This window comes from Devosia rhizoryzae, assembly GCF_016698665.1.
Taxonomy (GTDB): domain Bacteria; phylum Pseudomonadota; class Alphaproteobacteria; order Rhizobiales; family Devosiaceae; genus Devosia; species Devosia rhizoryzae.
The window spans coordinates 3,490,903-3,515,000 of the sequence record NZ_CP068046.1; the positions used below are offsets into that span (position 1 = coordinate 3,490,903).

Consider the following 24,098-nt stretch of genomic DNA (forward strand, 5'->3'; position numbering starts at 1 on the left):
AATATGGGCAGCGGCGATCAGGTTTTTCCCAAGACGTCGCGCATGCTGACCGTGGCGCTTCCGGGCCGCAGCGGCTGCTGCTGGCTTTCATGCGGGACCCAGCCGGCAAGCCAGATGATTTCGAGCGTCGCGCGGATGCGGCCATCGGGATCGGCATCGCGGCTGGCGTAAGCCTGGGCTGCGGTGGCGAGCAGCCTACGTGTGGCGAAGCGGCGTGGGCGATCGGCTAGCGGGTTGGCGGCGCCCAGGGCCTTGAGTTCGGTCATCAGGGCGAAGGGGCTGGAATAGCGGACGCGATGAGTTTCGACGTCGGCGACGGGGATGGCGAAGCCGGCGCGCTGCAGCAAGGCGCCGGCATCGCGCACCTGCGTCATGGGGGCCACGCGGGCGGAGGCGCCCCCCGAGACGTCGAGATCAGCGGCAAGGAAAGCCTCGCGCAACTCGCTCAGCGTTTCGCCGCCCAGAAAGGCTGCAAGCAGGAGGCCGTCGGGCTTCAGCACGCGCCGCAAGCGGGCGAGATGGCCGGGGACGTCGTCGACGGCCTGTAGATGCAGCAGGGAAACGATGAGGTCGTGCTCGCCCGGTGGCAGTTCGGGGAAGTCCCCGGTGAAGGCCTCGACGCGCTGGGCAGCCACCGGGCCATTGGCGGTGAAGAGCGTGTCCGGGAGCGTCGCCGCGTCCGGACCGATCAGGATGGCGCGCGAAAAATCGCGCTTGTGGGCGCCGAGGCGGTCCTGCAGGTCCTCGACCACGAGGTCACGCACGAAGTTGGCGCTGCCCTGGCGGCGGGACAAGTTGCGAAAGATTTGGGCGGGGTCGAAAAGACGGGGCGGGGCGGACATGAAGGGGCTTTCGCCGGGGCCGGCTCGGGACAATAATGGCCCTTATGGTCTTGGGGGAAGACGAAGTCAAAGCACGGAGCCTTGTGGCGCGAACCGCCTTTGGTTTGCGGCGCATGGGCCTTGCCGTGCTGGACCAGCTTTATCCGCCGGTTTGCGCGGCCTGCGGTGCGCCACTGGCTGAGGGTGGCGGCCTCTGCGCCTCGTGTTTCATGCAGCTGCGACCAATTACGTCGCCATTTTGCCCGGTACTTGGGCTGCCTTTCGAGACGGACGAGGGAGTCGGAATGTTGTCCGCGGAAGCCATTGCCGATCCGCCGCCTTTCGGGCGGGCGCGGGCGGCGCTTGCCTATGGCGAGATGGTCGGGACGCTGGTGAGCCGGCTCAAATATGGGGACCGGGTGGAGCTCGCGACCTTTTGCGGGCGGCTGATGGCGGCAGCGGGACGCGAGTTCTGGGAGGCGGAGCCCGTGCTGGTGCCGGTGCCGCTCCATCCCAGCCGTCTGCGCTTCCGGCGCTATAACCAGTCACTGCTGTTGGCCCAGGCGGTTGGGCGGATCACGGGGCTCACGGTCGACCCGCATCTCGTCGTGCGGCACAAAAGAACACGGCAGCAGGTAGGGCTTTCGGGCGATGGCCGCTTGCGCAATGTGCAGGGCGCCTTCGTCACGCATCCGCGCGCGCTGGAACGGTTGGCCGGGCGGCCGGTTGTTCTGGTTGACGATGTTTATACGACGGGCGCTACGGTCAAGGCCGTGACGCGGGCATTGAAGAAGGGCGGGGCAGAGCAGGTTGATGTCCTGACCTTTGCCCGCGTTGTCATTGGCGATGATGTGCCCATATAAGATCAACAACAATTTCGGAGCCGAGCCATGGCCAAGATCGAGATCTACACCACCCCGACCTGCCCCTATTGCCACGCGGCCAAGTCGCTGCTCAACGAAAAGGGCGCCGCGTTCGACGAAATCACTGTGCTCGATCCGTCCTTGCGCGAAGCCATGACGCAGCGCGCCAATGGCCGCCGAACCGTGCCGCAGATCTTTATCGATGACGCCCATATCGGCGGTTACGACGACATCGCGGCGCTTGATCGCCGTGGCGGCCTCGACCCGCTTCTGGCGCAATAGCAAAGTGAAAGTCGCAGCCATCCAGATGCGCTCGGGGCTCGACCCCGAGGCCAACCTTCGTGCGCTCGAACCGCTCCTCGCGGAGGCGGCGGCACAGGGCGCCCAATATGCGCTGACCCCGGAAGTAACGATGATCTTTCCGGAAAACCGGGAGCAGTTGCGCTCGGTGGCGGCGTCGTTCGAGGGGCATCCGCAGCTGGCGGCCGTGGGTGAGCTGGCGCAGCAGCACGGCATGTTCGTGCAGATGGGGTCGCTGCCGATCCCGCTCGAGGACGGGCGCTTCGCCAATCGTTCGGTACTATTCGGGCCGGGCGGGCAGCAGGTGGCCACCTATGACAAGATCCACCTCTTCGATGCCGATATTGCCGGGCTCAACGCGTATCGCGAAAGCGCGACCTATCGCGGCGGCGACGTGGCGGTGACGGCGGACCTGGGCGAGTTCACGCTCGGTTTTGCCATCTGCTACGACATGCGCTTTCCGCGCCTCTTCAATGCGCTTGCCAATGCAGGAGCCAACCTCATTGCCGTGCCGGCAGCCTTTACGGTGCCGACGGGCCAGGCGCATTGGCATGTGCTGCTGCGGGCGCGAGCGATCGAAACAGGGTCTTATGTGATCGCGGCGGCGCAGGGTGGAACGCACCAGAATGGGCGCGCGACCTATGGGCATTCGCTGATCATCGACCCTTGGGGCAAGGTCATTGCCGAGCTCGACCATGACGAGCCGGGCGTGCTTGTCTCCGAGATCGATGCGGCGGCGGTGATCGAGGCGCGGGGCAGGGTGCCGGCTCTGGCAAACGCGCGCGATTTTGCCGTGCCCTCTTCCAAGCGCTGAGCGGCAGACCTATATCGGCACTATCGTGATCAGCTATTCCCTTCAATGTTCGCAAGGCCACCGCTTCGAGGCCTGGTTCAAGAATGCCGCCGCCTATGACGAGCAGCAGGTGCGCGGCATCGTCGCCTGTGCCCAGTGCGGCGATGCGCAGGTCGAAAAGGCGCTGATGGCACCGGCCGTGGCGCGGACGGACGGCGAGCGCGTTCCGGTCTCGTCCATGCATCCCGACGCGGTCAAATTCCGCGAGATGCTGCGCGAATACCGGCGCAGGCTCGTCAGCACGGCTGAAAATGTCGGCGACCGCTTTGCCGAAGAGGCGCGAAAAATCCATTTCGAGGAAGCCGAGGAGCGCGCCATTTTTGGTGAAGCAACCCGCGACGAGGTTGTGGCTTTACTCGACGAGGGCATCGATTTTCTGCCGTTGCCGGACGTCGGCGACGACAACTAACGACTGGCCATTATTCATCTGATGCTGGGCTGCAAAGCCAGGTCTTCTGCGCTTCCGGTTCTCACGTACCCAAACGTAGGCTCCGGTCCGGTTCTCGAAGACCAGGCTTTTCGCCTCAGCCTGCGATGAATACCGGCCAGTCCCAAACCAAGGAGAAAAACATGGCTCAACTCGACGCATCCCTGTCGGGCACTTTTGCTATCGGCGGCGACCTTCAGGTCAACCGTCTCGGCTTTGGCGCCATGCGCATTACCGGCAAGGGCATTTGGGGGCAACCTGAGGATCGCGACGAAACGATCCGGGTGCTCAAGCGCCTGCCCGAGCTTAACGTCAATTTCGTCGACACGGCGGAAAGCTATGGTCCCTATGTCAGCGAAGACCTGATCGGGGAAGCACTGGCGCCTTATGACAAGGGCACGGTGGTCGCCACCAAGAGCGGCTTGACCCGCACGGGGCCGGATGAATGGCATCAGCTCGGCCGCCCGGAATTCCTACGCCAGGGCGTGATGACCAGCATGCGCCGCCTCAAGCTCGAGCAGATCCCGCTCTGGCAGCTGCACCGCATCGACGGGAAGACGCCGCGCGAGGACCAGTTCGGGGTCATCGCCGACATGCAGAAGGAAGGCCTCATCAAGCATGTGGGCCTTAGCGAAGTCAGCGTCGAGGACATCAAGGAAGCCCAGAAGCACTTCAAGGTCGCGACGGTTCAGAACATGTATAACCTCGTCAGCCGCAAGGCCGAGGACGTGCTTGATTTCTGCGAAGCCAATGATATCGGCTTCATCCCGTGGCGCCCCATCGACGGTGGCAACCTTGAATCCACCAGCGCCGAGTTCAAGGCGATCATGGACAAGCATGGCGCAACGGCAAGCCAGCTTGCTTTGGCCTGGATGCTGCACCGTTCGCGCGTCATGCTGCCCATTCCGGGCACCAGCAAGGTGAAGCACCTCGAAGACAACATCGCCGCCGCTGCAATCAAGCTCAGCGACGAAGATTTTGCGACGCTCGACAAGGTCGGTCGCCAGCAATAAGCAGCTAGCCACTTTGCTTCCGGCAGGCGAATCTGCTGGCCGGAAGCTCGCCTGCCGTGGAACTATTCGCCCAGGATTTGGGGAATAGTCATGAAGCTCTGCTTGGCAACTGCCGCTGCAATTGTGTTCAGCGCGCCTGCCCTCGCGGCGGGAATACTTGATCCGATGCTAGGCGACCCGGGGGGCTGTTACGCCCGCGCCTATGATCAGGCTCATCTGAGCAGCCATCCCCGCCAGCGGGTCGAATATATTTCGCTCGGCTATTCGGATTGGCAGGAGCCGGGCTACGACATTACCCTCGATCTCAGCTTCACCCTGCGCGACGGGAGCGTCTATTCCGGCCTGGCCTATTGCCGAGAGGACCTATGTGCGCTCGAAGGCGACGGGGGCTATTTCAATCTCTTGCCACGCAATGACGGGCTCGAACTCTCGGTCGTTCGATATCTCGAACTCGAGGGCTACAATAGCTTTTCGGGAAATCTGATGAATAGCGACGATCAGGTCTTCCTGATCTATCCGGCGCGGCCAGCGGCCTGCTTTAGGGATTAGGGCGGTTCGATAGGGAGGGTGGAATCCCCGCTATCGAACCTGACCAAATCAGCTGTCTTGGCAGACCGCTGAAAAGGCTGGGTGGGTGTTAGCACCGCGAGCGGTGATTGTCACGTGTTTGTCAAAGACGACATCAGCGCTCGAAGCGAACAGCACGGCGCTTTGCTCCGCCTGCATATTCGTGCCAAGCCTTTATGATGGGCTGCCACACATCGCGCCGGAAGAGGTCGACGGCATTGTACCAGAGTCGGCCCTTAACGTTTGAGGCGTCTTCTTTAACGCGCTGCACGCGGAATTGACCAAGGTCGCTGCTGCTGGTCGCGTGATCGTCTACAAATTCCTCCTGAATGATGAGTGCAGGATCGGTTTGCCGCACTACTAGCTCACAGCTTGGACGCTCGAACGGATTAAAGAGTGCTTGGTCTGTCATGAGCTCGAGCACTTCAGTGCCAGCCAGTATTCGCGCCGCAGCTTTGCGTGAAACGATATAGCCGGCAGCTCCCCGGAGCGTGTTGTAGGCCCGAAAAATTCCTACGCCACCAATCGTCAGGTGCGCCTTGGGTGCCAGTCGCAGCCGGGCGTGGTCGGTCTCCAAATGGGTCAAATCGATTTCAGGCTTGGAGGCGACGTAAAGTTTGAGAAAAGCGGGAAGCCGGGACGACAAAATCGCATCGTCTTCTAGGATGAGCGCATAGTCCTCGCGCGAGTTCAAAAACAGCTTAAGGGCACGCAGGTGACTAAGGCTGCAGGCGACCTCAGGTGGTGTCTGCCAGCGATAGGCTTCTGTATTGCAATAGAGGGCGCGCATGTTCTCATCGACGTCATTCGGCGTCGCGGCCTCAACCCGCGTTGCCACAATGCCTAGCGCATCAAAGCGATCTTCCATAGCCCTTCGGCGATCGGGTCTATCGGCAAGATTGATGTAATAGACCTGCACGCGTCTTTACCCGTCAAGTTTGCTCACATCACGAACCGCTCCAGTTGCCGCTGATGTCACCAAGGCGGCGTAGGCTTTGAGCGCCGTAGTCACCTTGCGCTTGCGCGGTTCGGCGGGTTTCCAGCCGAGGTCGTTTTGCTGGTCGCGGCGGCGGTGCATTTCGGCTTCGGGGACGAGGACGTTGACGGTGCGGTTGGGGATGTCGATCTCGATGATGTCGCCTTCGCGCACGAGACCGATGGCGCCGCCTTCGGCGGCTTCGGGGGATACGTGTCCGATGGAAAGACCGGAAGTGCCGCCAGAAAAGCGTCCGTCGGTCAGAAGGGCGCAGGCTTTGCCGAGACCTTTCGATTTGAGGTAGCTCGTCGGATAGAGCATTTCCTGCATGCCGGGGCCGCCGCGCGGGCCTTCGTAGCGGATGACGATGACGTCGCCTTCCTTGATCTCGTTGGAAAGGATGGCCTTGACCGTCATGTCCTGCGATTCGAAGACGCGCGCCGGGCCGGTGAATTTGAGGATCGACTCGTCGACGCCGGCGGTTTTGACGATGCAGCCATCGAGCGCAATATTGCCCTTGAGCACGGCGAGGCCGCCGTCCTTGCTGAACGGCGAGTCGGTGGAGCGGATGACGCCGTTCTGGCGGTCGAGGTCGAGCTCGGTCCAGCGATTGGACTGCGAAAAGGCCTCGGTGGTGCGCACGCCGCCGGGGGCGGCCATATAGAACTGACGCACGCTTTCGGAATTGGTGCGGGAAATGTCCCACTTGTCGAGCGCGTCGCCCATCGTCGAGGCGTGGACGGTCGGTTCGCGGCGGTTGATGAGACCGGCGCGGTCGAGCTGGCCGAGGATGGCAAAAATGCCGCCGGCGCGGTGGACGTCTTCCATATGAACGTCGTTCTTGGCCGGAGCGACCTTGGACAGGACCGGCACCTTGCGCGACAGGCGATCGATGTCGTCCATGGTGAAATCGACGCCGCCTTCATGGGCTGCGGCAAGGATGTGCAGGACCGTATTGGTCGAGCCGCCCATGGCAATATCGAGCGACATGGCGTTTTCGAACGCTTCCTTTGTTGCGATGGACCGCGGCAGCACGGTTTCGTCGTCCTGCTCATAATAGCGGCGTGCAAGATCGACGATCAGGTGCCCGGCTTCCTGGAACAGGCGCTTGCGGTCGGAATGGGTGGCGAGGGTCGAGCCGTTGCCGGGCAGCGACAGGCCCAAAGCTTCGGTCAGGCAGTTCATGGAATTGGCGGTGAACATGCCAGAGCAGGAGCCGCAGGTGGGGCAGGCGGCTTCCTCGACGGCCTGCACTTCTTCATCGGTGTAATGTTCGTCGGCAGCCATGACCATGGCGTCGACCAGGTCGAGGGCCTGCAGCTTGCCCTTGACGATGGCCTTGCCCGCTTCCATCGGGCCGCCCGAGACGAAGACCACCGGAATGTTGAGGCGCATGGCGGCATTGAGCATGCCGGGGGTGATCTTGTCGCAATTGGAAATGCAGACCATGGCGTCGGCGGTGTGGGCGTTGACCATGTATTCCACCGAGTCCGCGATGATGTCGCGGCTGGGCAAGGAATAGAGCATGCCGTCATGGCCCATGGCGATGCCATCGTCGACCGCGATGGTGTTGAATTCCTTTGCGACGCCGCCTGCTGCCTCGATTTCGCGCGCGACCAGTTGGCCCAAGTCCTTGAGATGGACGTGACCGGGGACGAATTGGGTGAAGGAATTGACCACCGCAATGATGGGCTTGCCGAAATCGCCTTCTTTCATGCCCGTGGCGCGCCAGAGCCCGCGGGCGCCGGCCATGTTGCGGCCATGGGTGGTGGTGCGGGAACGATAGACGGGCATAGGTGAAATCCTCGACAAAGCTGCCGGTGGGGCCGGTGTTTTGTTTTTCTTTAGACCCATTCCAGAGGTCGGGCAAGGATAACCGTACCGGCGGGTACGGTTTGAAGCATTTGTGTTCGCGGCCCCACCTACCCAGCTCCGCCAGGGCTCCTCGAGCCAAGCAGCGCTACCCTCCCCCTGCAGGAGAGGAAGGTGCAAGAGCTCGGGCATCAGAGTAAGGCAGGGGTGAACGCTACAGGCCGGTGAGGCGGAAGGTGCCGCGGCCGTCGCGCTTGGCCGAGTAGAGCATCAGGTCGGCACTGGCCATGGCTTGCTCCGGGTCGGGCCCGAGCGGAGCGCCGCCTATGGAAAGCCCAACCTTGGCGGTAATGCCGGTGCCGAGGGAAAACGGGCGAGCGATGGCTTCGGTCAAGCGGCGCGCGAGCCTGGTGATGTCGTCGGGATCAAGATCGCGCAGGATGACGACGAATTCGTCGCCACCAATGCGGCCCACCACGTCTCCGGCGCGAACGCATTCGCTGAGGCGCTGGGCGACCGCGCGCAGCAGCAGGTCGCCAACGGCATGGCCATGCGTATCATTGATCGCCTTGAACCCATCAAGGTCAAGGAAAAGCACGTAAGGCGGCGGGCTTTTCAGCGCGCGATCCCGGGCGATCTGCGTGAGGCTCGAGAGCACCTGCGCCCGGTTGGCGAGGCCGGTCAGCGTGTCATTGTAGGCCAGATATTCGTTTTGGCGCTGCACCTGCACGAGGTCGGCGAGGCGTCTATGGGTGGTGCGGATCAGACCGTGCAGGCCAAAGAGCCAGAACGGGGTCTGCAACAGGATCAGCAGCATGGCCGGTGGGCCGGACAAGGCCGCGCCGATCAGAAATGGCACGGTGACGATCAAGGCCTGCACTTCGGCATAGCGTGGCGCGCCACTGTTGGAGATGCAGAAGCCGAAGACGATGCCGGTCATCACCATGGCGCCCAGAACCTGCAGCACCGGATCGCCGCTCCAGGCTGCTACGGAACCGACCAGACCCACTGCCGTGGCATAAGCGAGGCCGGACACCACGATGCGGGCCACCTGAGGCCAGGCCAGCATCTTGCCCTTCAAGCTGGTGATGATCAGAAGCCGGGCGATGCCGGCGACCAGGAAAACGGAGCCGGTGAACACGGCCGCGAAAATGTCCTGCAGAACAGCAATGGCGCCAAGGAGAACGCAGAGGCTGATCGCGCCAAAAAGCACGGTCGAGCGGCTCAGAAGCAGTGTGCTCATGATTTCGAGGCGCACGTCCTCATGAGAGGCCTTGACCGGACGCGTCAGGAAATCAAGCCAGAGCGGGAGGGAGCCGCGGCTTTGGCGGTGTTCTCCAAGTGCGGACATCTGCGTCACGTTTACTGCCTGTCTTTGCCGGACGCCCCCATCGGCAATGGTCGGGGAAAAAGCTTGCGCGGTTGTTAAATCAAAGCCCCGCAATTGTGCGTCCCCATTCGCATCGGGTTGGGGATGGCACCGGGGCATCTACGGATCGGAGATGCGCCAAGCGCAGATGTGCGGAGCGGGATTGAGCCTAAGGTGGCGTCAAGGAGAAGGACACCAGGGCGGCGGCAATGATCGGCAACATCGCCGGTTTTCTCGCGTGTCCTGTGAAATGACGAAGTACCTTTTGATCGCCGAGCACCAGGTGCCTAAGGGCAAGCGCGCGCTGCTCTTGTTTGTCCATCAATTGCACCTGTGCGCGGGGGTGATCGAGCATCGCTATGACGGGCGCCTCGTCCGGCGGCTGCCCGAACACCCGCAGCCGACGCATCTGGTCTCCACCATTTGCCAGCTGATGAGCGGGCAGAGCCTTGATGGCGACCTTCATGTGGTGCTGGACAAAGGTGCCTACTGGCCGGACGCCTTTCCAGTTCTACTCAATGGTAAATCAAACTATTCACATGTTTGATGAAACTTTTGTAATTACTTGCAAATACAAATTGGTAACCAGATAGCCAACTCTTAGTCTCAGTAAGTACATTCGCGAATTATCCCGGAACTATGGACAGAAGATTATCTTTCCCAACATGGCGATACAGCCATTGTCAAAGGAGGTAGTCATGATTTTTAAGCGTTCTCTCGCAGCTCTCGCGTTTTCTGCCATGCTCGTCCCGACGATGACGCAGGCTCAACTGCTTGACGGTCTTCTCGGTGGGGGAGATTCGGGCGGTGGTCTGCTCGGCGGAGTGCTGGGCAGTGGATCGTCCGACTCGAGCGTGCTGGGCGTGGTCGGCGGACCCGATAGCGGTGCGCTCGTCACGCTGGGCGACAATGCCGGCAATTCCGGCGCTATCAATCTGGGTGTCGGCGGCAGCGATGGGCTGATCAGTGCCAATCTGGGTGCCGGTCAGGATCCACTAGTGGGCGCAACGGTGCTCGGGCCAAGCGGGATCGTTGATGCCAATGTCAATCTCGGCGATGTGGGGGTCGGCGCCAATGTGGGCGGTCCGGGCCTGCTCGATGTCGATGTGCGCCTGCCCCGCGGCGGCAATGGTGGCAATGGTGGAAACGGCGGCAATGGCGGCAATGGCAATAATGGTGGGAACGGCAACAACGGCGGTATCGGCGGCAACGGGAACAATGGCGGCAATGGCGGCAATGGCTTTGCAGTGCTGCGGTCCGGCTCGGGCGGTGGTGGCGGCGGCGCTGGCGGGATTGGCTTCGGCTCCAACAGTGCGGCCTGCGCCAACTCCAATCCAAACCAGCTGATTTCGCTGTTCCAGAACAGCAAGACCAGCGGCTGGAACCGCGCCAACTCCATCCAGCTGATCCCGGTCCAGGTGTGCCGCGATGTGCGCAACCAGATTGCCAACTGGCTGGCCGGCAACCCGGACTACCATAACCTTGTGGGTCACGTTGCCGGCGATGCGCTGATCAATGCAGCGCTGAGCCGCATCAACAAGCAGCCCGGTCACGTGCTTGGCGTGCAGCGCCAGGGGCAGACCCTGATGGTCTACGTGTTCTGATCCTCCCCCAGCCCATCAGAACATGCTGTCGGCCGCCCTTCGGGGCGGCCGGTTTCTTTATGCGGCGGAGCGTTCGGCCAGCACCATGTAGTTGATCCCCATGTCCGAGGAGAGTTTCCACTCGTCAGAGAGGGGATGGAAGACTACGCCTGTTTCGCCCGTGACCCGCAGATTGTTGCGGCGGATCTGCGCCTTGATTTCTTCGGGCGTCAGAAACTTGTTCCAGTCATGCGTGCCGCGCGGCAGCCAGCGCAGCACATATTCAGCGCCAATGACCGCAAAAGCCATGGAGCGGGCGGTGCGGTTGAGGGTGGCGGTGAACATGAGGCCGCCCGGCGCGACGAGGTCGGCGCAGGATTTCATGTAGAGGGGCACGTTGTCGACGTGTTCGACCACTTCCATGTTGAGCACGACATCAAAGCGCTCGCCGGCGGCGACCAGCGCTTCGCTGGTGGTGGCGCGGTAGTCGATCTCAAGGCCCGACTGCTCGGCATGAATGCGGGCAATGGCGATGTTGCGCTCGGCGGCGTCAATGCCGGTGACCGTGGCGCCGAGGCGGGTCAGCGGTTCGCAGAGCAAGCCGCCGCCGCAGCCGACATCGAGGACGGTGAGCCCTTCGAAGGGGCGGATCGAGGTGGCGTCGCGACCGAAATGGCGCACCAGGTTGTCGCGGATATAGGCGAGGCGGACCGGATTGAATTTGTGGAGCGGCTTGAACTTGCCCCTGGGGTCCCACCATTGCTCGGCCATGGCGGTGAATTTGGCGATTTCGGCGTCGTTGACGGTGGTCTCGGTCATGGGGCGGCTCCGTTTGTCCGATATGACTCGGGACTCATGGCAGGGGCAAGGCTCGGCGTGTCGCAGCCGTGGCCTGCCAGCGATGCCTGATAGGCCGCCTCCATCTTGGCAAGAGCGGAGGCAAGAGGGGCGGGTGAGCCCAGATGGATATGGCGCAACTCATCCATGAACTCGGCCCAAAGTAGTGGCCCGCCATCCTCGAGAACTTGGGCTCGGGCCGACAACTCAACGGAAGGGTGGGCGTGACGGATGCCCCAGCTGCCCATGAATGCCATAAGAGGCACCAGCTCGATGGCTTGTTCGGTAAGGCTATAAACCACGCGTTGCTTATGGGTTGGATCAGCGGACCGGGTGAGCAGGCCGCTGGCGGTGAGGCGCTGCAGGCGGTCGGACAAAATATTGGAAGCGATGCCTTCCAGGCTCTCGGTCAGATAGGATCGGAAGCTGCGCCGGCGGCCACCGAACATGGTGTCGCGCAGGATGATCAGGCTCCAGCGGTCGCCAAATGTTTCAAGCGTCAGATTGATGGGGCATCCGGACCGTCTCAGCCTCATCGCTTCACTCCTGACCAGTTGCAAAATAGAGGTGGTTTCTTGCTTCGGCCCACTGCTATCACAGCTTGCAGGGAAAGAAACGAGCAAGGGAGCGCGACATGGCCAGGCTTTTCTTCGGAATGAACCAATCGCTGGACGGCTATGTGGATCATGACAGGATGCAGCCGCCTGGCCCCAAGCTTTTCCAGCATTTCATCGATCAGACCAATGGGCTGACGGGCAGCCTTTATGGACGGACGCTTTATGGCCTCATGCACTATTGGGACGACGATCAGCCGGGCTGGGGCGAAGCGGAGCACGACTTTGCTGTGGCATGGCGCAAGGCGCCGAAATGGGTGGTCTCCAGCACGCTGAAAGAACTTGGCCCTAATGCGACGCTTTTGGGTGAAGATATCGAGGCCGAGGTGCGCCGGCTCAAGGCGGAGCATGAGGGCGAAATCGAAGTGGGTGGACCCAAGCTGGCGCAACGGCTGACCGAACTGGGGCTGATCGACGAATACCGCATCTACCTCCATCCCGAGGTTCTGGGCCACGGTACCAAGTTCTTCGCCGACGCGCGGCCACGCCTGCGCCTGGAAAGTCACGAGCAGATCGACGAGGACGTTGTGCGGCTCAGCTACGTGGCGGCGTAATCCCTACGCTCACCATTGATCGCGCTCCCCGTTTATGGCATGTCCGCGCCAACATTGAGCGTACCGCCGGGTTCGGCGGCTTATCGGGGAAACCAGTGGCCCGCATCGTCGTCAAGTTCGGTGGCACATCCATGGCCAGTATCGAACGCATCCGCTTTTCCGCCCAGCATGTGAAGCGCGAAGTCGAGGCCGGCAACGAGGTTGCCGTCGTCGTTTCCGCCATGAGCGGCAAAACCAATGAGCTCGTGGGCTGGGTCAATGAAGGCTCCAAGCTTCACGATGCGCGCGAATACGACGCCGTGGTGGCTTCGGGCGAGCAGGTCACCGCCGGCCTCATGGCGATCGTTCTGAGCGAAATGGGCATCCAGTCGCGCTCCTATGCCGGCTGGCAGGTGCCGATTTACACCGACGACAGCCATGGCGCGGCGCGTATCACCGGGATCGACCCGACCGAACTCAACGAGCGCATGAGCAATGGCTGGGTGCCGGTGATCACCGGCTTCCAGGGCATCTCGCCCAATAATCGGGTAACGACGCTAGGCCGTGGCGGCTCGGATACGTCGGCCGTAGCGGTAGCGGCGGCGGTCGGCGCCGATCGCTGCGATATCTATACCGATGTGGACGGCGTTTACACGACCGATCCACGCATCGTGCCCAAGGCGCAGCGCATGACCAAAATTTCCTTCGAGGAAATGCTGGAAATGGCCTCGCTTGGCGCCAAGGTGCTGATGATCCGCTCGGTGGAAATGGCCATGGCACACAAGGTGCGGCTCACCGTGCGCTCGAGTTTTGATGACCCCAACGCGCCCCAGGTGGCGCCCGACGGGACCCCCGGCGTGCCGGGTACACTGGTTTGCGATGAGGATGAGATCGTGGAAAAGCAGATCGTTTCGGGCGTGACGCTCGCCAAGGCCGAAGCCAAGATCACCCTGCGCGACGTCAAGGACAGCCCCGGCGTCGCCGCTGCGATCTTCGGCACGCTGGCCGACAAGGGCATCATCGTCGACATGATCGTCCAGAACATCGCCGATGATGGCGCGACCACCGACATCACCTTCACCGTGCCCGACAGCGAATATGAAAAGGCGACCAAGGCGCTCGAGGATAATGGCGGGCGCTTCGAATATGCAAGGCTTTCCGGCTCGCGCGGCGGAGCGAAGGTGTCAGTTGTGGGCGTCGGCATGCGCAGCCATGCGGGCGTTGCGGCCTCGATGTTCAAGGCTTTGGCCGACAAGGGCATCAACATCCAGCTGATCACCACGTCGGAGATCAAGACTTCGGTTCTGATCGATGAAGAATATGCCGAGCTTGCGGTTCGGGCGCTCCACACCTATTACGGTTTGGACAGGAAGGACGCTTGACCCGTTCGAGGGGAACGGGAGCCGCGTCCTAAAAGGGGGGCGGCTTTGCGAGCTGCCTGATTGAGGCAATGGTGACGACCATAGGCGGCCCAAGGGTGCTGCTGCGGCAATTGCGCGAGACCATGGCGGAGCCTCTGGCTTCGCAGGCGCGGCTCGACAAGATCGTCAACCTCATCGCCGACAATATGCGCGCCGATGTCTGCTCGTTCTATGTATTGCGCGACGATGGCGCGCTCGAGCTTTTCGCGACTCGCGGTCTCCAGGCAGAATCGGTGCACATGACGACGCTGCGGCTGGGCGAGGGCCTAGTCGGGTTGATCGCATCGGAAGCCGAGCCGCTCAGCCTCGATAATGCACCGGCGCATCCCGCTTTCGCCTACCGGCCGGAAACGGGCGAGGACCAGTACAATTCCTTCCTCGGCGTCCCCGTCCTGCGCGCAGGGCAGATGCTGGGCGTGCTGGTGGTTCAAAATTCGGATCACCGTCATTTCGGCGAGGATGAAACCGAGGCGATGCTGACTACGGCCACAATCCTGGCCGAGATGATCGCAACCTCCGACTTCGACAATCTGATCAAGCCGGGGTCTGATATCGACCTCAGGCGACCACGCATGTTCAACGGCGTCAGCTTTACCGATGGCATTGCCCTGGGCACCGTGGTTCTGCACGACCCGCGCGTCGTCGTGCACAATTTCATTGCCGAAGATACCGATGCCGAAAAGCTGCGGCTCGATGCGGCGCTGGCTTCGATGCGCGTCTCGATCGATGCCATGCTCGACCATGGCGACATGCAGCCGACTTCGGACCATCGCGAGATCCTTGAAACCTACCGCATGTTTGCCAATGACCGCGGCTGGGTGAAGCGCCTGAGCGAAGCCATCGACAATGGCTTGTCGGCGGAGGCGGCGGTCGAGCGGGTGCAGAACGACACGCGCGCGCGCATGCTGCGCCAGACCGATCCTTATATCCGCGACCGGCTGCACGATCTTGACGACCTGGCCAATCGGCTGCTGCGCGTCCTGACCAATACCGGACAGCCCGCGCATCGCGACTTGCCCGACAATGCCATTCTGGTCGCCCGTAATATGGGACCGGCGGAACTGCTGGAATATGACCGCACCAAGCTGCGCGGCATCGTCCTGGAAGAAGGCGGCGCCACGGCGCATGTCGCCATCGTCGCGCGCTCGCTCGGCATCGTCGCCGTGGGACAGGCAGACTCGATCGTTTCGGTTTGCGAAACCGGCGACGACATCATCATCGACGGTCCGGCGGGTCAGGTGCATGTGCGGCCGACGCCCGAGGTCGAGCAGACCTATATCGACAAGGTCCGGGTTTCGGCACGGCGGCGGGCGCATTATGCGGCGCTGAAATCAAAGCCTGCCGTGACGCGCGACGGCATTGAAATCACCTTGCTCCACAATTCGGGGCTCGTTGCCGACTTGCCGATGCTGGACGATACGGGCGCTGCCGGCGTCGGTCTCTTCCGCACCGAGCTGCAGTTCATGATCGCGAGCCGCCTGCCGCGGTTGCAGGAGCAGGCCGAACTTTATGCCGAGGCCATGGCGCTGGCCGGCGACCGTCCGGTCGTGTTCCGCCTCCTCGATATCGGTGGCGATAAGGTGTTGCCGTATCTGCGCGCGACATCGGAAGAAAACCCGGCCATGGGGTATCGCTCGATCCGGCTCGGCCTTGATCGTCCGGGACTGCTGCGCACGCAGGTGCGGGCCTTGTTGATGGCCGCCAAGGGACGTGCGCTCAAGATTCTCGTGCCGATGGTCACCGAGACGTTCGAATTTTTGCAGACCAAGCGCGTCATCGCCAAGGAAGTCGAGCGCTTGCGCCGTTCCGGGCAGCCGGTGCCGTCTCGGCTTGAAATCGGCGCCATGGTGGAAGTGCCATCGCTGCTGTTCGAACTCGACCAGATCCTGCCCGAGGCGGATTTCGTTTCCATCGGCTCGAACGATCTGGTGCAGTTCTTGACCGCCGCCGATCGCGCCAATCCGCGCGTGTCGAAGGCCTATGACCCGATCGCGCTGCCGCGCCTGCGGGCTATCCGGATGGTGGTGGATGCAGCCGAACGGCACGGCAAGCCGGTGACCATGTGTGGTGAATTGGCGGGCAAGCCGATGGAAGCCTTGGCGCTGATGGCGATCGGGATGAACCGGCTGTCCATGGGACCGGCTTCGATCGGTCCGATCAAAGAAATGGTGCTCAATCTCGAACTGGCGCCGATCCGGGCGGCTGTGGCCGAGGCGTTGAGCGATGGCGCCAATGGCGCGGCTATACGCACGCTGCTGACGGGTTGGGTGGAGAAGCAGAACCTGCCGATGGGGTAGGGGCAAGGTCACCCCCTTCCGAGCGGCGCTAGGCTCCTTCGTCGCCAAGCTCTGCTTGCCTTCCCCTCTGAGGGGGAAGGTAGATTCGGTGCTTGTTTACGCACTGCTCTCACCCTCCCCCTGAGAGGGGAGGGTACCGGCGCTTAGCCGCAAGGCTTAGCGAAGGTAGGGAGGGGGTACCTTGCTCCCCGAAAGCACCGCGTGCTTGCGATCCACACTCGATCACCCTAAATCGGGCGACCAGCCTTCTTGAAAGACCCTCTATGCCTTCTTTGCCCATGGACAAGCTCGACGCGCTCGAAGTGCGGTTTCAGTATATCGAAGCGGCGCTTTCGGGTGGGGCGAGCCAGGACGAGTTCGCAAAACTGTCCAAGGAGCATTCGGACCTTTCGGAGATCGTTGGGCAGATCAGCGCTTACAAGAAAGCCCAGCGCGATCGGGCCGAGGCCGAAACGTTGTTGAAGTCGGGCGACCGGGAAATGGCCGAAATGGCCGAGGTCGAGATCGAAGAGTTGGACGTTGAGCTCGAGACCTTGGCGCAATCGATCCGCATTCTCTTGCTGCCCAAGGACGAGGCCGACGAAAAGTCGATCATTCTTGAAATTCGTGGTGGCACCGGGGGCGACGAGGCGGCGCTTTTTGCCGGCGACCTTTTCCGCATGTATGAGCGCTATGCCTCGCTGCGCGGCTGGAAGGTGACGCTGATGGAGGAAAGCCCCGGCGAAATGGGGGGCTATAAGGAAGTCATCGCCAATGTCTCGGGCAAGGGCGTTTATGCGCGGATGAAGTATGAATCCGGCGTCCACCGCGTGCAGCGCGTGCCGGCGACGGAAGGCTCGGGGCGCATCCATACGTCGGCGGCCACGGTCGCGGTGCTGCCGGAAGTGGAAGACATCGACATTGAGATCCGCAACGAGGATATCCGCATCGATACGATGCGCGCCTCGGGCGCTGGCGGGCAGCACGTCAACACCACTGACTCGGCCGTGCGCATCACCCACCTGCCGACCGGCCTCGTCGTTACCTCGGCGATGAAATCGCAACACCAGAACCGGGCGCAGGCGATGATCGTGTTGCGGTCGCGGCTTTATGAAATGCAGCGCGAAGAGCGCGACAGCGCCCGATCGGCGGAACGCAAGGGGCAGGTGGGGTCGGGCGATCGCTCCGAGCGCATCCGCACCTATAATTTCCCGCAAGGCCGCGTCACCGACCACCGCATCAACCTGACGCTCTATAAGCTCGACAAGGTCATCGCCGGCGAAGCGCTGGACGAGCTGATCGAGGCGCTGATCACTGAAAATCAGGCGGCGCAGCTGCTGGCCATGGAGCAGGTCAACTGACCACGATCGGCCAGCTCTGGCGCCGTTGGCGCGACGTGCTGGACCGAGATGGTTTTGCGACGGCGACGCTGGATGCAAAGCTCCTTACCGGGCATGCGCTGGGCCTCGATGCGCTAGCGCTGTCGCTTCGGGAAAATGAACCTGTTTCCGACGCGATAGCCAGCCGAGTCGACCAGCTGTTGCGGCGGCGGATGACGGGGGAGTCCGTGGCGCGCATCATCGGCGAGCGGGAATTTTATGGTCTCGCCTTTGGCCTCAATGCGGCAACGCTCGAGCCGCGTACCGATACCGAGCTGCTGGTCGATCTGGCGCTCAAGGCCCTGCCGCGAGGTGGCCACTTGCTGGACCTCGGGACCGGGACGGGGTGCATCCCGATCTCGATACTGGTCAATCGTCCGGATACGAGCGCGATGGCGACGGATGTTTCAGCCGAGGCGCTGGAGATGGCCGAGCGTAATGCCGGGCGGCATGGCGTGGCGGGGCGGATCGACTTTGCGCGGGGGAGTTGGTTCGAGGCTCTTACCTCTCCCTTTGGGGGGGAGGTCGACGCGGTATCGCGTCGGGTGAGGGGGCCTTCTGCCAAGGATGAGGAAGGCCCCCTCACCCGGCCCTCGGCCGACCTCTCCCCCAGAGGGAGAGGTGAAGAGGGGTTCGATCTGATTGTTTCGAATCCGCCTTATATCGCTAGCGCGGTGATCGATACCCTTTCGCCTGAGGTGAAGTCGTTCGATCCGATGCTGGCATTGGACGGGGGTCGAGATGGGATCGAGCCTTATCGGGTGATCGCGTCGGCTTCCGGGCACTATCTCAGGCATGGCGGGCAGGTCATGGTCGAAATCGGCTATGACCAGGGACGGAGCGTTGCCTTGCTGTTCGAAGGCGCCGGTTTTTCCGATGTCGCCGTGCATCGCGATCTGGCGGGGCTTGATCGTGTGGTTGTCGCGCACCACTTGTGATGGAGAACAGCGTCTCTGGCCCGGTCACCGCAATTTGTGCTGGCCAAGCGGGCTCGAACCGAGTAATTTGTTCTTGCTGTCAACGGCGCATCATGGGCGCCGCAGCGACCACACCCAACTTAACGACTATGCTGCCAGGGGCAGCGCGGTTCCGCGGAAACGGAACGGTGCAAGGGTGGGGCGGATCGATCCGCCAGGTTGTTGCCGACCGCATTTAGGTCTTCATGAAGCCAGTTCAGGGTCCCGCGGCGTGCAGTTTATCTCCGCCGGGGCCGGGCCAGACCCAGGCGCGTCGTCCGGGTCCGCCATAGTGAGACGCTTAACTTTTAGAGTTAGATCAGCGACCCGATGAGACCAAACAATCAAAACAAGAACCGGCAGCGTAATCGCAATGGCGGGCGCAAGCACGTCAATCCGCTGTCACGCAACTACGAGAGCAACGGCCCGGACGTGAAGGTGCGCGGCAACGCAGCCCATGTCGCGGAAAAGTACCTGCAGCTCGCCCGTGACGCGCAATCGAGCGGCGACTCGGTGATGGCCGAAAACTATCTCCAGCACGCCGAGCATTATTTCCGCATCGTTTCTTCCGCGCAGCAGGCCCTGAACGGCCCGCGCGATGGCCAGAGCCAGGATGATCTGGATTTCGACGACGATGCCAACGACGTCAATTCCCGCTTTTCCTCGCCGCAGCCGATTCAGCAGCCGCAGGACAATGGCGGCTACCAGGACAATGGTGGCAATAATGGCGGCCAGCGCGAAGGTCGCGAAAACGGCCATGGCGGTGAGCGGCGTGAGTATCGCGAAACGCGCGAAAACCGCGACAACGCCAATCGCGAGAACCGCGAGACTGTTGTAGCCGGAGAAGGCGAACAGCCTGTCGTCCAGGCAGCCGGAGAACCGGTGCAGGCCGCTCCCGGCGAAGAAGCCGGTGAGCAGGCGCCCCGCAAGCCGCGCGAACGTCGTCCACGCCGTCGCCGTCCAGCGGCAGGCGAGGGGGGCGAGCAGGCCCCTGCAGGCGAGGCCGAGGTGAGCGAGCTCCCGGCTTTCCTTACCGGCAATCCAGCCAACGCCGCCGAGTAAATCTTTAAAAATGCCGGGTCCAGTGCCCGGCATTTTTGTTTTCGGGTCTTCCGCCCGGCGCGAAACTTCCTACATGCATTGGCGAACGGATGTGCCTTTTGAGGGCATCCGCAAATCGACGCTATCGGCGCCGTCAGGGCCGAAAAGGAGTTTTGCATGAATATCGAAAAGTACACCGAGCGGGCTCGCGGTTTTATCCAGAGCGCCCAGACCGGTGCGATGAATGCCGGCAACCAGCAGTTCACCCCGGTGCACCTGCTCAAGGTCTTGCTGGATGACGACCAGGGCATGGCCAATGGCCTGATTGCCAAGGCAGGCGGCGACCCCAAGGCCGCCCGGGCCGGCACGGCCGCCGCGCTCAACAAGATCCCCAAGGTTTCCGGCGATGCCGGTCAGCTTTATCTCAGCCGCGAACTGTCCAAGGTCTTCGACACTGCCGAGCAGGCAGCGCAGAAGGCCGGCGACAGCTATGTAACGGTCGAGCGATTGCTCTTGGCGCTGGTGATCGAGAAGGACACCGATGCCGGTCGCGTATTGGCATCAGCCGGCGTCACCGCGCAGGGGCTTAACACAGCAATCGAAGCGATCCGCAAGGGCCGTACGGCCGACTCGGCTTCCGCCGAGAACACCTATGACGCGCTCAAGAAATATGCGCGCGATCTCACCGCCGATGTGCGCGAGGGCAAGCTCGACCCGGTGATCGGCCGCGACGAGGAAATTCGCCGCACCATCCAGGTGCTGTCACGCCGGACCAAGAACAATCCGGTGCTGATCGGTGAACCCGGCGTCGGCAAGACCGCGATCGCCGAAGGCCTGGCCATCCGCATGGTCAACGGCGACGTGCCGGAATCGCTCAAGAACAAGAGCCTGATGGCGCTCGACATGGGCGCTCTGATTGCCGGCGCGAAATACCGCGGCGAGTTCGAAGAGCGGCTGAAGTCGGTTTTGAGCGAAGTGACGGCGGCCGAGGGGCAGATCGTCCTCTTTATCGACGAGATGCACACGCTGGTTGGTGCCGGCAAGGCGGATGGCGCCATGGACGCGTCCAATCTCCTCAAGCCTGCGCTGGCGCGCGGTGAACTCCACTGCGTGGGCGCGACGACGCTCGACGAATATCGCAAGCATGTCGAGAAGGACCCGGCTCTGGCGCGGCGTTTCCAGCCGGTCTTCGTTTCCGAGCCGACGGTCGAGGACACGATCTCGATCCTGCGTGGCCTTAAGGAAAAGTACGAGCTCCATCATGGCATCCGCATTGCGGACTCGGCGCTGGTGAGCGCGGCGACTTTGTCGAACCGCTACATCACCGATCGCTTCCTGCCCGACAAGGCCATCGACCTGATGGACGAAGCGGCCGCGCGGCTGCGCATGGCGGTGGACTCCAAGCCTGAAGCCCTGGACGAACTCGATCGGCGCATCATGCAGCTCAAGATCGAGCGCGAGGCGCTGCGCAAGGAAGACGATGATGGCTCGCGCACGCGGCTGGGCCGGCTCGAGCAGGAACTGTCCGGGCTCGAAGAGCAGGCACAGGCACTGTCGGCCAAGTGGCTGGCGGAAAAGGAACGGCTGCAGGGTTCGACCAAGATCAAGGAAGAGCTCGATGCCGCACGCGGGCAGCTTGAAATCGCGCAGCGCCAGGGCGACCTCGCCAAGGCGGGCGAGCTGGCCTATGGCGTCATTCCCGATCTCGAGAAGCGGCTCAAGACCGCTGACGATCCGGATGGTAATGGCAAGCCCGACCCGCTGATGGCCAAGGAAACGGTCGAGTCGAGCGATATCGCCCAGGTGGTGTCGCGCTGGACCGGCATTCCGGTCGACCGCATGCTAGAAGGCGAACGCGAAAAGCTGCTGCAGATGGAAATCTCGCTCGGCGCACGCGTCATCGGCCAGAACGAAGCCGTCGCTGCCGTGGCAAAGGCTGTTCGCCGTTCGCGGGCCGGCTTGCAGGACCCGAACCGGCCGATCGGCTCGTTCATGTTCCTCGGGCCAACAGGCGTGGGCAAGACCGAACTTACCAAGGCGCTGGCGCAATTCCTCTTCGATGACGAGACCGCCATGGTCCGGCTCGACATGAGCGAGTTCATGGAAAAGCACTCGGTGGCAAGGCTGATCGGCGCCCCTCCGGGCTATGTCGGCTATGACGAAGGCGGGGTGCTCACCGAAGCGGTCCGGCGTCGGCCCTATCAGGTCGTCCTTTTCGATGAGATCGAAAAGGCGCATCCGGACGTGTTCAACGTCCTCCTGCAGGTGCTCGACGATGGGCGACTGACCGATGGGCAGGGACGCACGGTCGACTTCCGCAACACGGTGATCATCCTCACCTCCAATATCGGCTCGCAGGCGATCCAGGAGCTTGAAGATGGCGATTCCATCGAGCTGGCACGCGGACGGGTGATGGATGCGGTCAAGGCGACGTTCAAGCCGGAATTCATCAATCGGATCGACGAAATCCTGTTGTTCCACCGGCTGGCGCGCGAGAACATGGCGGCGATCGTCGATATCCAGTTCGGGCGGCTCGAAAAGCTGCTCAAGGATCGCGACATCGGCCTCGATCTCACGCCACGCGCTCGCGAATGGTTGGCACGGGAAGGCTATGATCCGGCTTATGGCGCACGACCGCTCAAGCGCGTCATTCAGCGCGAAGTGCAGGATGAACTGGCCGAGGAGATCCTATCCGGCGCCGTTACCGACGGCGCACGGGTGGTCGTCGATGCCGACGATAGCGGGATCATCCTGCGACCGGCCGGGGCTTTGCCGAGCGAAGCTGCTGCCTAAACAATACGAGGCCGGTCGAAAGACCGGCCCTTTTGTTTTGCGCTTGCCACCTTCCCGGGCACTGTCTAGAACATAAGGAGAACGAGGGGGATGGCATGCATACGACCAACTATCGCGACACGCTGATCCTTCCCTCGCCCGATTGCGCGGCTGGTTCGGCGACAGCGCCGGGTAAGCCTGGGACGATTGCGGCTCTCCAGCACGAGCGGTTGGCCGCAGCGCCCTATACGATCACGAGCGACGACCTGCTGTTCGGCATCCATGCCGATCGGAAAGAAATTGCCGAGGAGGAGCGCGGCGCCGCTCGCATGGAGTTCTTTTCCAAGGGCCAGGCCTGCCTACGCGCTTCACCCTTGGTGAAGACCCTGGGTTGGGCGTTGCATCACGACAGCGACGGGCATGTCGCGCTGGTTGACCCTGATTCGAGCCGCTTCGCGCAATTGCAGGCGCAAGAGGGGATCACCAAGCTCTTTGGCATGCGCAGCAAGAAGGCGTAGGACAAATCATGGCCGAGCGTATTGATTATATCGAGTTTCCCAGCGGCACGATCGGGCAGAGCAGCGCATTTTTCGAGTCCGCCTTCGGCTGGGGCATGGTGAGCTATGGCCCCGAATACCAGGCGCTGGACGGGGCCGGGCTCGATGGCGGCATCGATGGCAGCCCCGATCGGGTGGCGGCGACCATGGCCGTGATCCGTACCGACGATCTGGACGATGCCGAGCGGCGCGTGATTGCCGCAGGTGGCGTCATCACGCGGCCGCAGTTCGATTTTCCTGGTGGCCGCCGGTTTCATTTCCGCGAGCCGGGCGGCAACGAGCTGGCCGTCTACGTTTCGCGCGAAGAGTAGCTACTGCGCCTGGGCGGCTGTGACCGGCGCGGGTTCGCGGGCCATAAGATCGTTGATCTGGGCGATGGTGGCGTCGAATTCACCGCGATATTGCTCGGCCAAAACATTGTCCTTGGGGAGCTTGACGCTAAGCGGATCGACCAGATTGCCGTTGATCTTGATTTCGAAATGAAGGTGCGGGCCGGTCGACTGACCGGTCGATCCGACATAGCCGATCAGCTGCCCCTGACGGACACGGCTTCCAGGTCCAAGACCATCAACGAAGCGAGAAAGGTGGCCATAGGCGGTTTCGTAGCCGTTGACGTGCTCGATCTCGATCTTGTTGCCGTAACCCGACTGCCATTTGTAGTAGGAAATCACTCCGTCGCCGGCCGCATAGATCGGCGTGCCGGAGCGGGCGGCGAGATCGACGCCGGTGTGGAGGCGGCGCGTCTTGAAGATCGGGTGAATACGATAGCCGAAGCGGGAGCGCAGCGTGCCGCCGCCTTCCAGCGGACGGCGGTTGAGGAAGCGCTTGCCGGTCTCGCCATCGGGATCGTAGAAATCCACCGTGCCGTCATCGGTGGTGAAGCGGTAAAGCTGCCGCTTGCTGCCGCCCAGCGTCAGGCCGACATAAAGCAGCGCGTCGGGCGCCCCATCGATCTCCTCGGTTTCGAGGATTTCGATCGTGTCCCCGGCGGTGATGCGCTTGGTCATGTCGATGTCATAGGCGAACATGCCGATGATGCGTTCGATAGTGTCGTCGGTCAGATCATGCTTGCGGCCGGTTTCCCAGATCGACCGATAGACAGTGGGCAGATTGCCGACATTGATCTGC

Annotated in this window: 24 protein-coding genes (1 of these 24 running past the window's edge); 17 read left to right on the plus strand and 7 right to left on the minus strand. The window is 62.4% G+C overall.

Going from position 1 to position 24,098, the window contains the following annotated elements:
* Positions 1 to 17 precede the first annotated feature (17 nt).
* Entirely contained in the window at positions 18 to 842 is an 825-nt protein-coding gene (locus JI748_RS17175) for a methyltransferase domain-containing protein (protein WP_201633536.1), read from the minus strand.
* Between the two features lie 35 nt (positions 843 to 877).
* On the opposite strand from JI748_RS17175, the gene JI748_RS17180 reads away from it, so the two are divergent.
* From JI748_RS17180 to JI748_RS17205, 6 genes are all read left to right on the plus strand, one after another.
* Complete coding sequence (locus JI748_RS17180) at positions 878 to 1,684, plus strand: ComF family protein (RefSeq protein WP_233280572.1); 807 nt, start codon at positions 878 to 880, stop codon at positions 1,682 to 1,684.
* Positions 1,685 to 1,711: 27 nt separating this feature from the next.
* Positions 1,712 to 1,966 (plus strand): glutaredoxin 3, encoded by a 255-nt coding sequence (grxC, locus tag JI748_RS17185; protein ID WP_201633539.1) that lies wholly within the window; start codon positions 1,712 to 1,714, stop codon positions 1,964 to 1,966.
* A 4-nt stretch (positions 1,967 to 1,970) separates the two neighbouring features.
* Positions 1,971 to 2,798, plus strand: a complete 828-nt coding sequence (locus JI748_RS17190; RefSeq protein WP_267911600.1) for a carbon-nitrogen hydrolase family protein — start codon at positions 1,971 to 1,973, stop codon at positions 2,796 to 2,798.
* A gap of 25 nt (positions 2,799 to 2,823) precedes the next feature.
* Positions 2,824 to 3,246: a DUF1178 family protein gene (locus tag JI748_RS17195; RefSeq protein WP_201633545.1), complete on the plus strand. Its 423-nt coding sequence runs from the start codon at positions 2,824 to 2,826 to the stop codon at positions 3,244 to 3,246.
* Positions 3,247 to 3,407: 161 nt separating this feature from the next.
* Positions 3,408 to 4,277 carry an aldo/keto reductase gene (locus tag JI748_RS17200; protein WP_201633548.1) on the plus strand — a complete coding sequence of 290 codons (870 nt, stop codon included), beginning with the start codon at positions 3,408 to 3,410 and terminating at the stop codon, positions 4,275 to 4,277.
* A 90-nt stretch (positions 4,278 to 4,367) separates the two neighbouring features.
* Positions 4,368 to 4,826, plus strand: a complete 459-nt coding sequence (locus tag JI748_RS17205; protein WP_201633550.1) for a hypothetical protein — start codon at positions 4,368 to 4,370, stop codon at positions 4,824 to 4,826.
* Positions 4,827 to 4,959: 133 nt separating this feature from the next.
* Here JI748_RS17205 and JI748_RS17210 read toward each other — a convergent pair whose 3' ends face one another.
* From JI748_RS17210 to JI748_RS17220, 3 genes are all read right to left on the minus strand, one after another.
* Positions 4,960 to 5,763, minus strand: coding sequence for a glycosyltransferase family 25 protein (locus JI748_RS17210; RefSeq protein WP_201633553.1), 804 nt, complete (start codon positions 5,761 to 5,763; stop codon positions 4,960 to 4,962).
* A 6-nt stretch (positions 5,764 to 5,769) separates the two neighbouring features.
* Positions 5,770 to 7,614, minus strand: coding sequence for a dihydroxy-acid dehydratase (gene ilvD / locus JI748_RS17215; protein WP_201633556.1), 1,845 nt, complete (start codon positions 7,612 to 7,614; stop codon positions 5,770 to 5,772).
* A gap of 232 nt (positions 7,615 to 7,846) precedes the next feature.
* Complete coding sequence (locus JI748_RS17220) at positions 7,847 to 8,983, minus strand: GGDEF domain-containing protein (protein ID WP_201633559.1); 1,137 nt, start codon at positions 8,981 to 8,983, stop codon at positions 7,847 to 7,849.
* 268 nt (positions 8,984 to 9,251) lie between these two features.
* On the opposite strand from JI748_RS17220, the gene JI748_RS17225 reads away from it, so the two are divergent.
* The gene (locus JI748_RS17225) at positions 9,252 to 9,548 is read left to right on the plus strand and encodes a hypothetical protein (protein WP_201633561.1); all 297 of its coding nucleotides are present in this window, start codon (positions 9,252 to 9,254) and stop codon (positions 9,546 to 9,548) included.
* 151 nt (positions 9,549 to 9,699) lie between these two features.
* On the plus strand, positions 9,700 to 10,605 hold the full coding sequence (locus JI748_RS17230; RefSeq protein WP_201633564.1) for a hypothetical protein: 906 nt from the start codon (positions 9,700 to 9,702) through the stop codon (positions 10,603 to 10,605).
* A 57-nt stretch (positions 10,606 to 10,662) separates the two neighbouring features.
* Here the strand turns inward: JI748_RS17230 and ubiG are convergent, their stop codons facing one another.
* Together ubiG and JI748_RS17240 are read right to left on the minus strand one after the other, a co-directional pair.
* The gene (ubiG, locus tag JI748_RS17235) at positions 10,663 to 11,403 is read right to left on the minus strand and encodes a bifunctional 2-polyprenyl-6-hydroxyphenol methylase/3-demethylubiquinol 3-O-methyltransferase UbiG (RefSeq protein ID WP_201633567.1); all 741 of its coding nucleotides are present in this window, start codon (positions 11,401 to 11,403) and stop codon (positions 10,663 to 10,665) included.
* Positions 11,400 to 11,957 carry a winged helix-turn-helix transcriptional regulator gene (locus JI748_RS17240; RefSeq protein WP_201633570.1) on the minus strand — a complete coding sequence of 186 codons (558 nt, stop codon included), beginning with the start codon at positions 11,955 to 11,957 and terminating at the stop codon, positions 11,400 to 11,402. Before JI748_RS17240 ends, ubiG begins: the two co-directional genes overlap by 4 nt.
* A gap of 98 nt (positions 11,958 to 12,055) precedes the next feature.
* Between JI748_RS17240 and JI748_RS17245 the strand changes: the two genes are divergently transcribed.
* From JI748_RS17245 to JI748_RS17285, 9 genes are all read left to right on the plus strand, one after another.
* Entirely contained in the window at positions 12,056 to 12,589 is a 534-nt protein-coding gene (locus tag JI748_RS17245) for a dihydrofolate reductase family protein (RefSeq protein ID WP_201633574.1), read from the plus strand.
* A gap of 95 nt (positions 12,590 to 12,684) precedes the next feature.
* Positions 12,685 to 13,950 carry an aspartate kinase gene (locus tag JI748_RS17250; protein WP_201633577.1) on the plus strand — a complete coding sequence of 422 codons (1,266 nt, stop codon included), beginning with the start codon at positions 12,685 to 12,687 and terminating at the stop codon, positions 13,948 to 13,950.
* 68 nt (positions 13,951 to 14,018) lie between these two features.
* Entirely contained in the window at positions 14,019 to 16,286 is a 2,268-nt protein-coding gene (gene ptsP, locus JI748_RS17255) for a phosphoenolpyruvate--protein phosphotransferase (protein ID WP_164532575.1), read from the plus strand.
* Positions 16,287 to 16,549: 263 nt separating this feature from the next.
* The gene (prfA, locus tag JI748_RS17260) at positions 16,550 to 17,626 is read left to right on the plus strand and encodes a peptide chain release factor 1 (protein WP_201633580.1); all 1,077 of its coding nucleotides are present in this window, start codon (positions 16,550 to 16,552) and stop codon (positions 17,624 to 17,626) included.
* Between the two features lie 5 nt (positions 17,627 to 17,631).
* Positions 17,632 to 18,582: a N5-glutamine methyltransferase family protein gene (locus tag JI748_RS17265; protein ID WP_267911619.1), complete on the plus strand. Its 951-nt coding sequence runs from the start codon at positions 17,632 to 17,634 to the stop codon at positions 18,580 to 18,582.
* A gap of 348 nt (positions 18,583 to 18,930) precedes the next feature.
* Positions 18,931 to 19,662 (plus strand): DUF4167 domain-containing protein, encoded by a 732-nt coding sequence (locus JI748_RS17270; RefSeq protein ID WP_201633586.1) that lies wholly within the window; start codon positions 18,931 to 18,933, stop codon positions 19,660 to 19,662.
* A 156-nt stretch (positions 19,663 to 19,818) separates the two neighbouring features.
* Complete coding sequence (clpB, locus tag JI748_RS17275) at positions 19,819 to 22,434, plus strand: ATP-dependent chaperone ClpB (protein WP_201633589.1); 2,616 nt, start codon at positions 19,819 to 19,821, stop codon at positions 22,432 to 22,434.
* A gap of 95 nt (positions 22,435 to 22,529) precedes the next feature.
* Positions 22,530 to 22,931 carry a DUF6157 family protein gene (locus JI748_RS17280; RefSeq protein ID WP_201633591.1) on the plus strand — a complete coding sequence of 134 codons (402 nt, stop codon included), beginning with the start codon at positions 22,530 to 22,532 and terminating at the stop codon, positions 22,929 to 22,931.
* Positions 22,932 to 22,939: 8 nt separating this feature from the next.
* Entirely contained in the window at positions 22,940 to 23,281 is a 342-nt protein-coding gene (locus tag JI748_RS17285) for a VOC family protein (RefSeq protein ID WP_201633594.1), read from the plus strand.
* On the opposite strand, the gene JI748_RS17290 is transcribed toward JI748_RS17285, so the two are convergent.
* A protein-coding gene (locus tag JI748_RS17290) for a M23 family metallopeptidase (protein WP_201633597.1) crosses the window boundary here: on the minus strand, positions 23,282 to 24,098 show its final stretch. 1,142 nt of this gene lie beyond the right edge of the window; 817 of the gene's 1,959 nt are visible here — the last part of the coding sequence; the start codon falls outside the window, past its right edge — the gene reads right to left on this strand; the stop codon is at positions 23,282 to 23,284.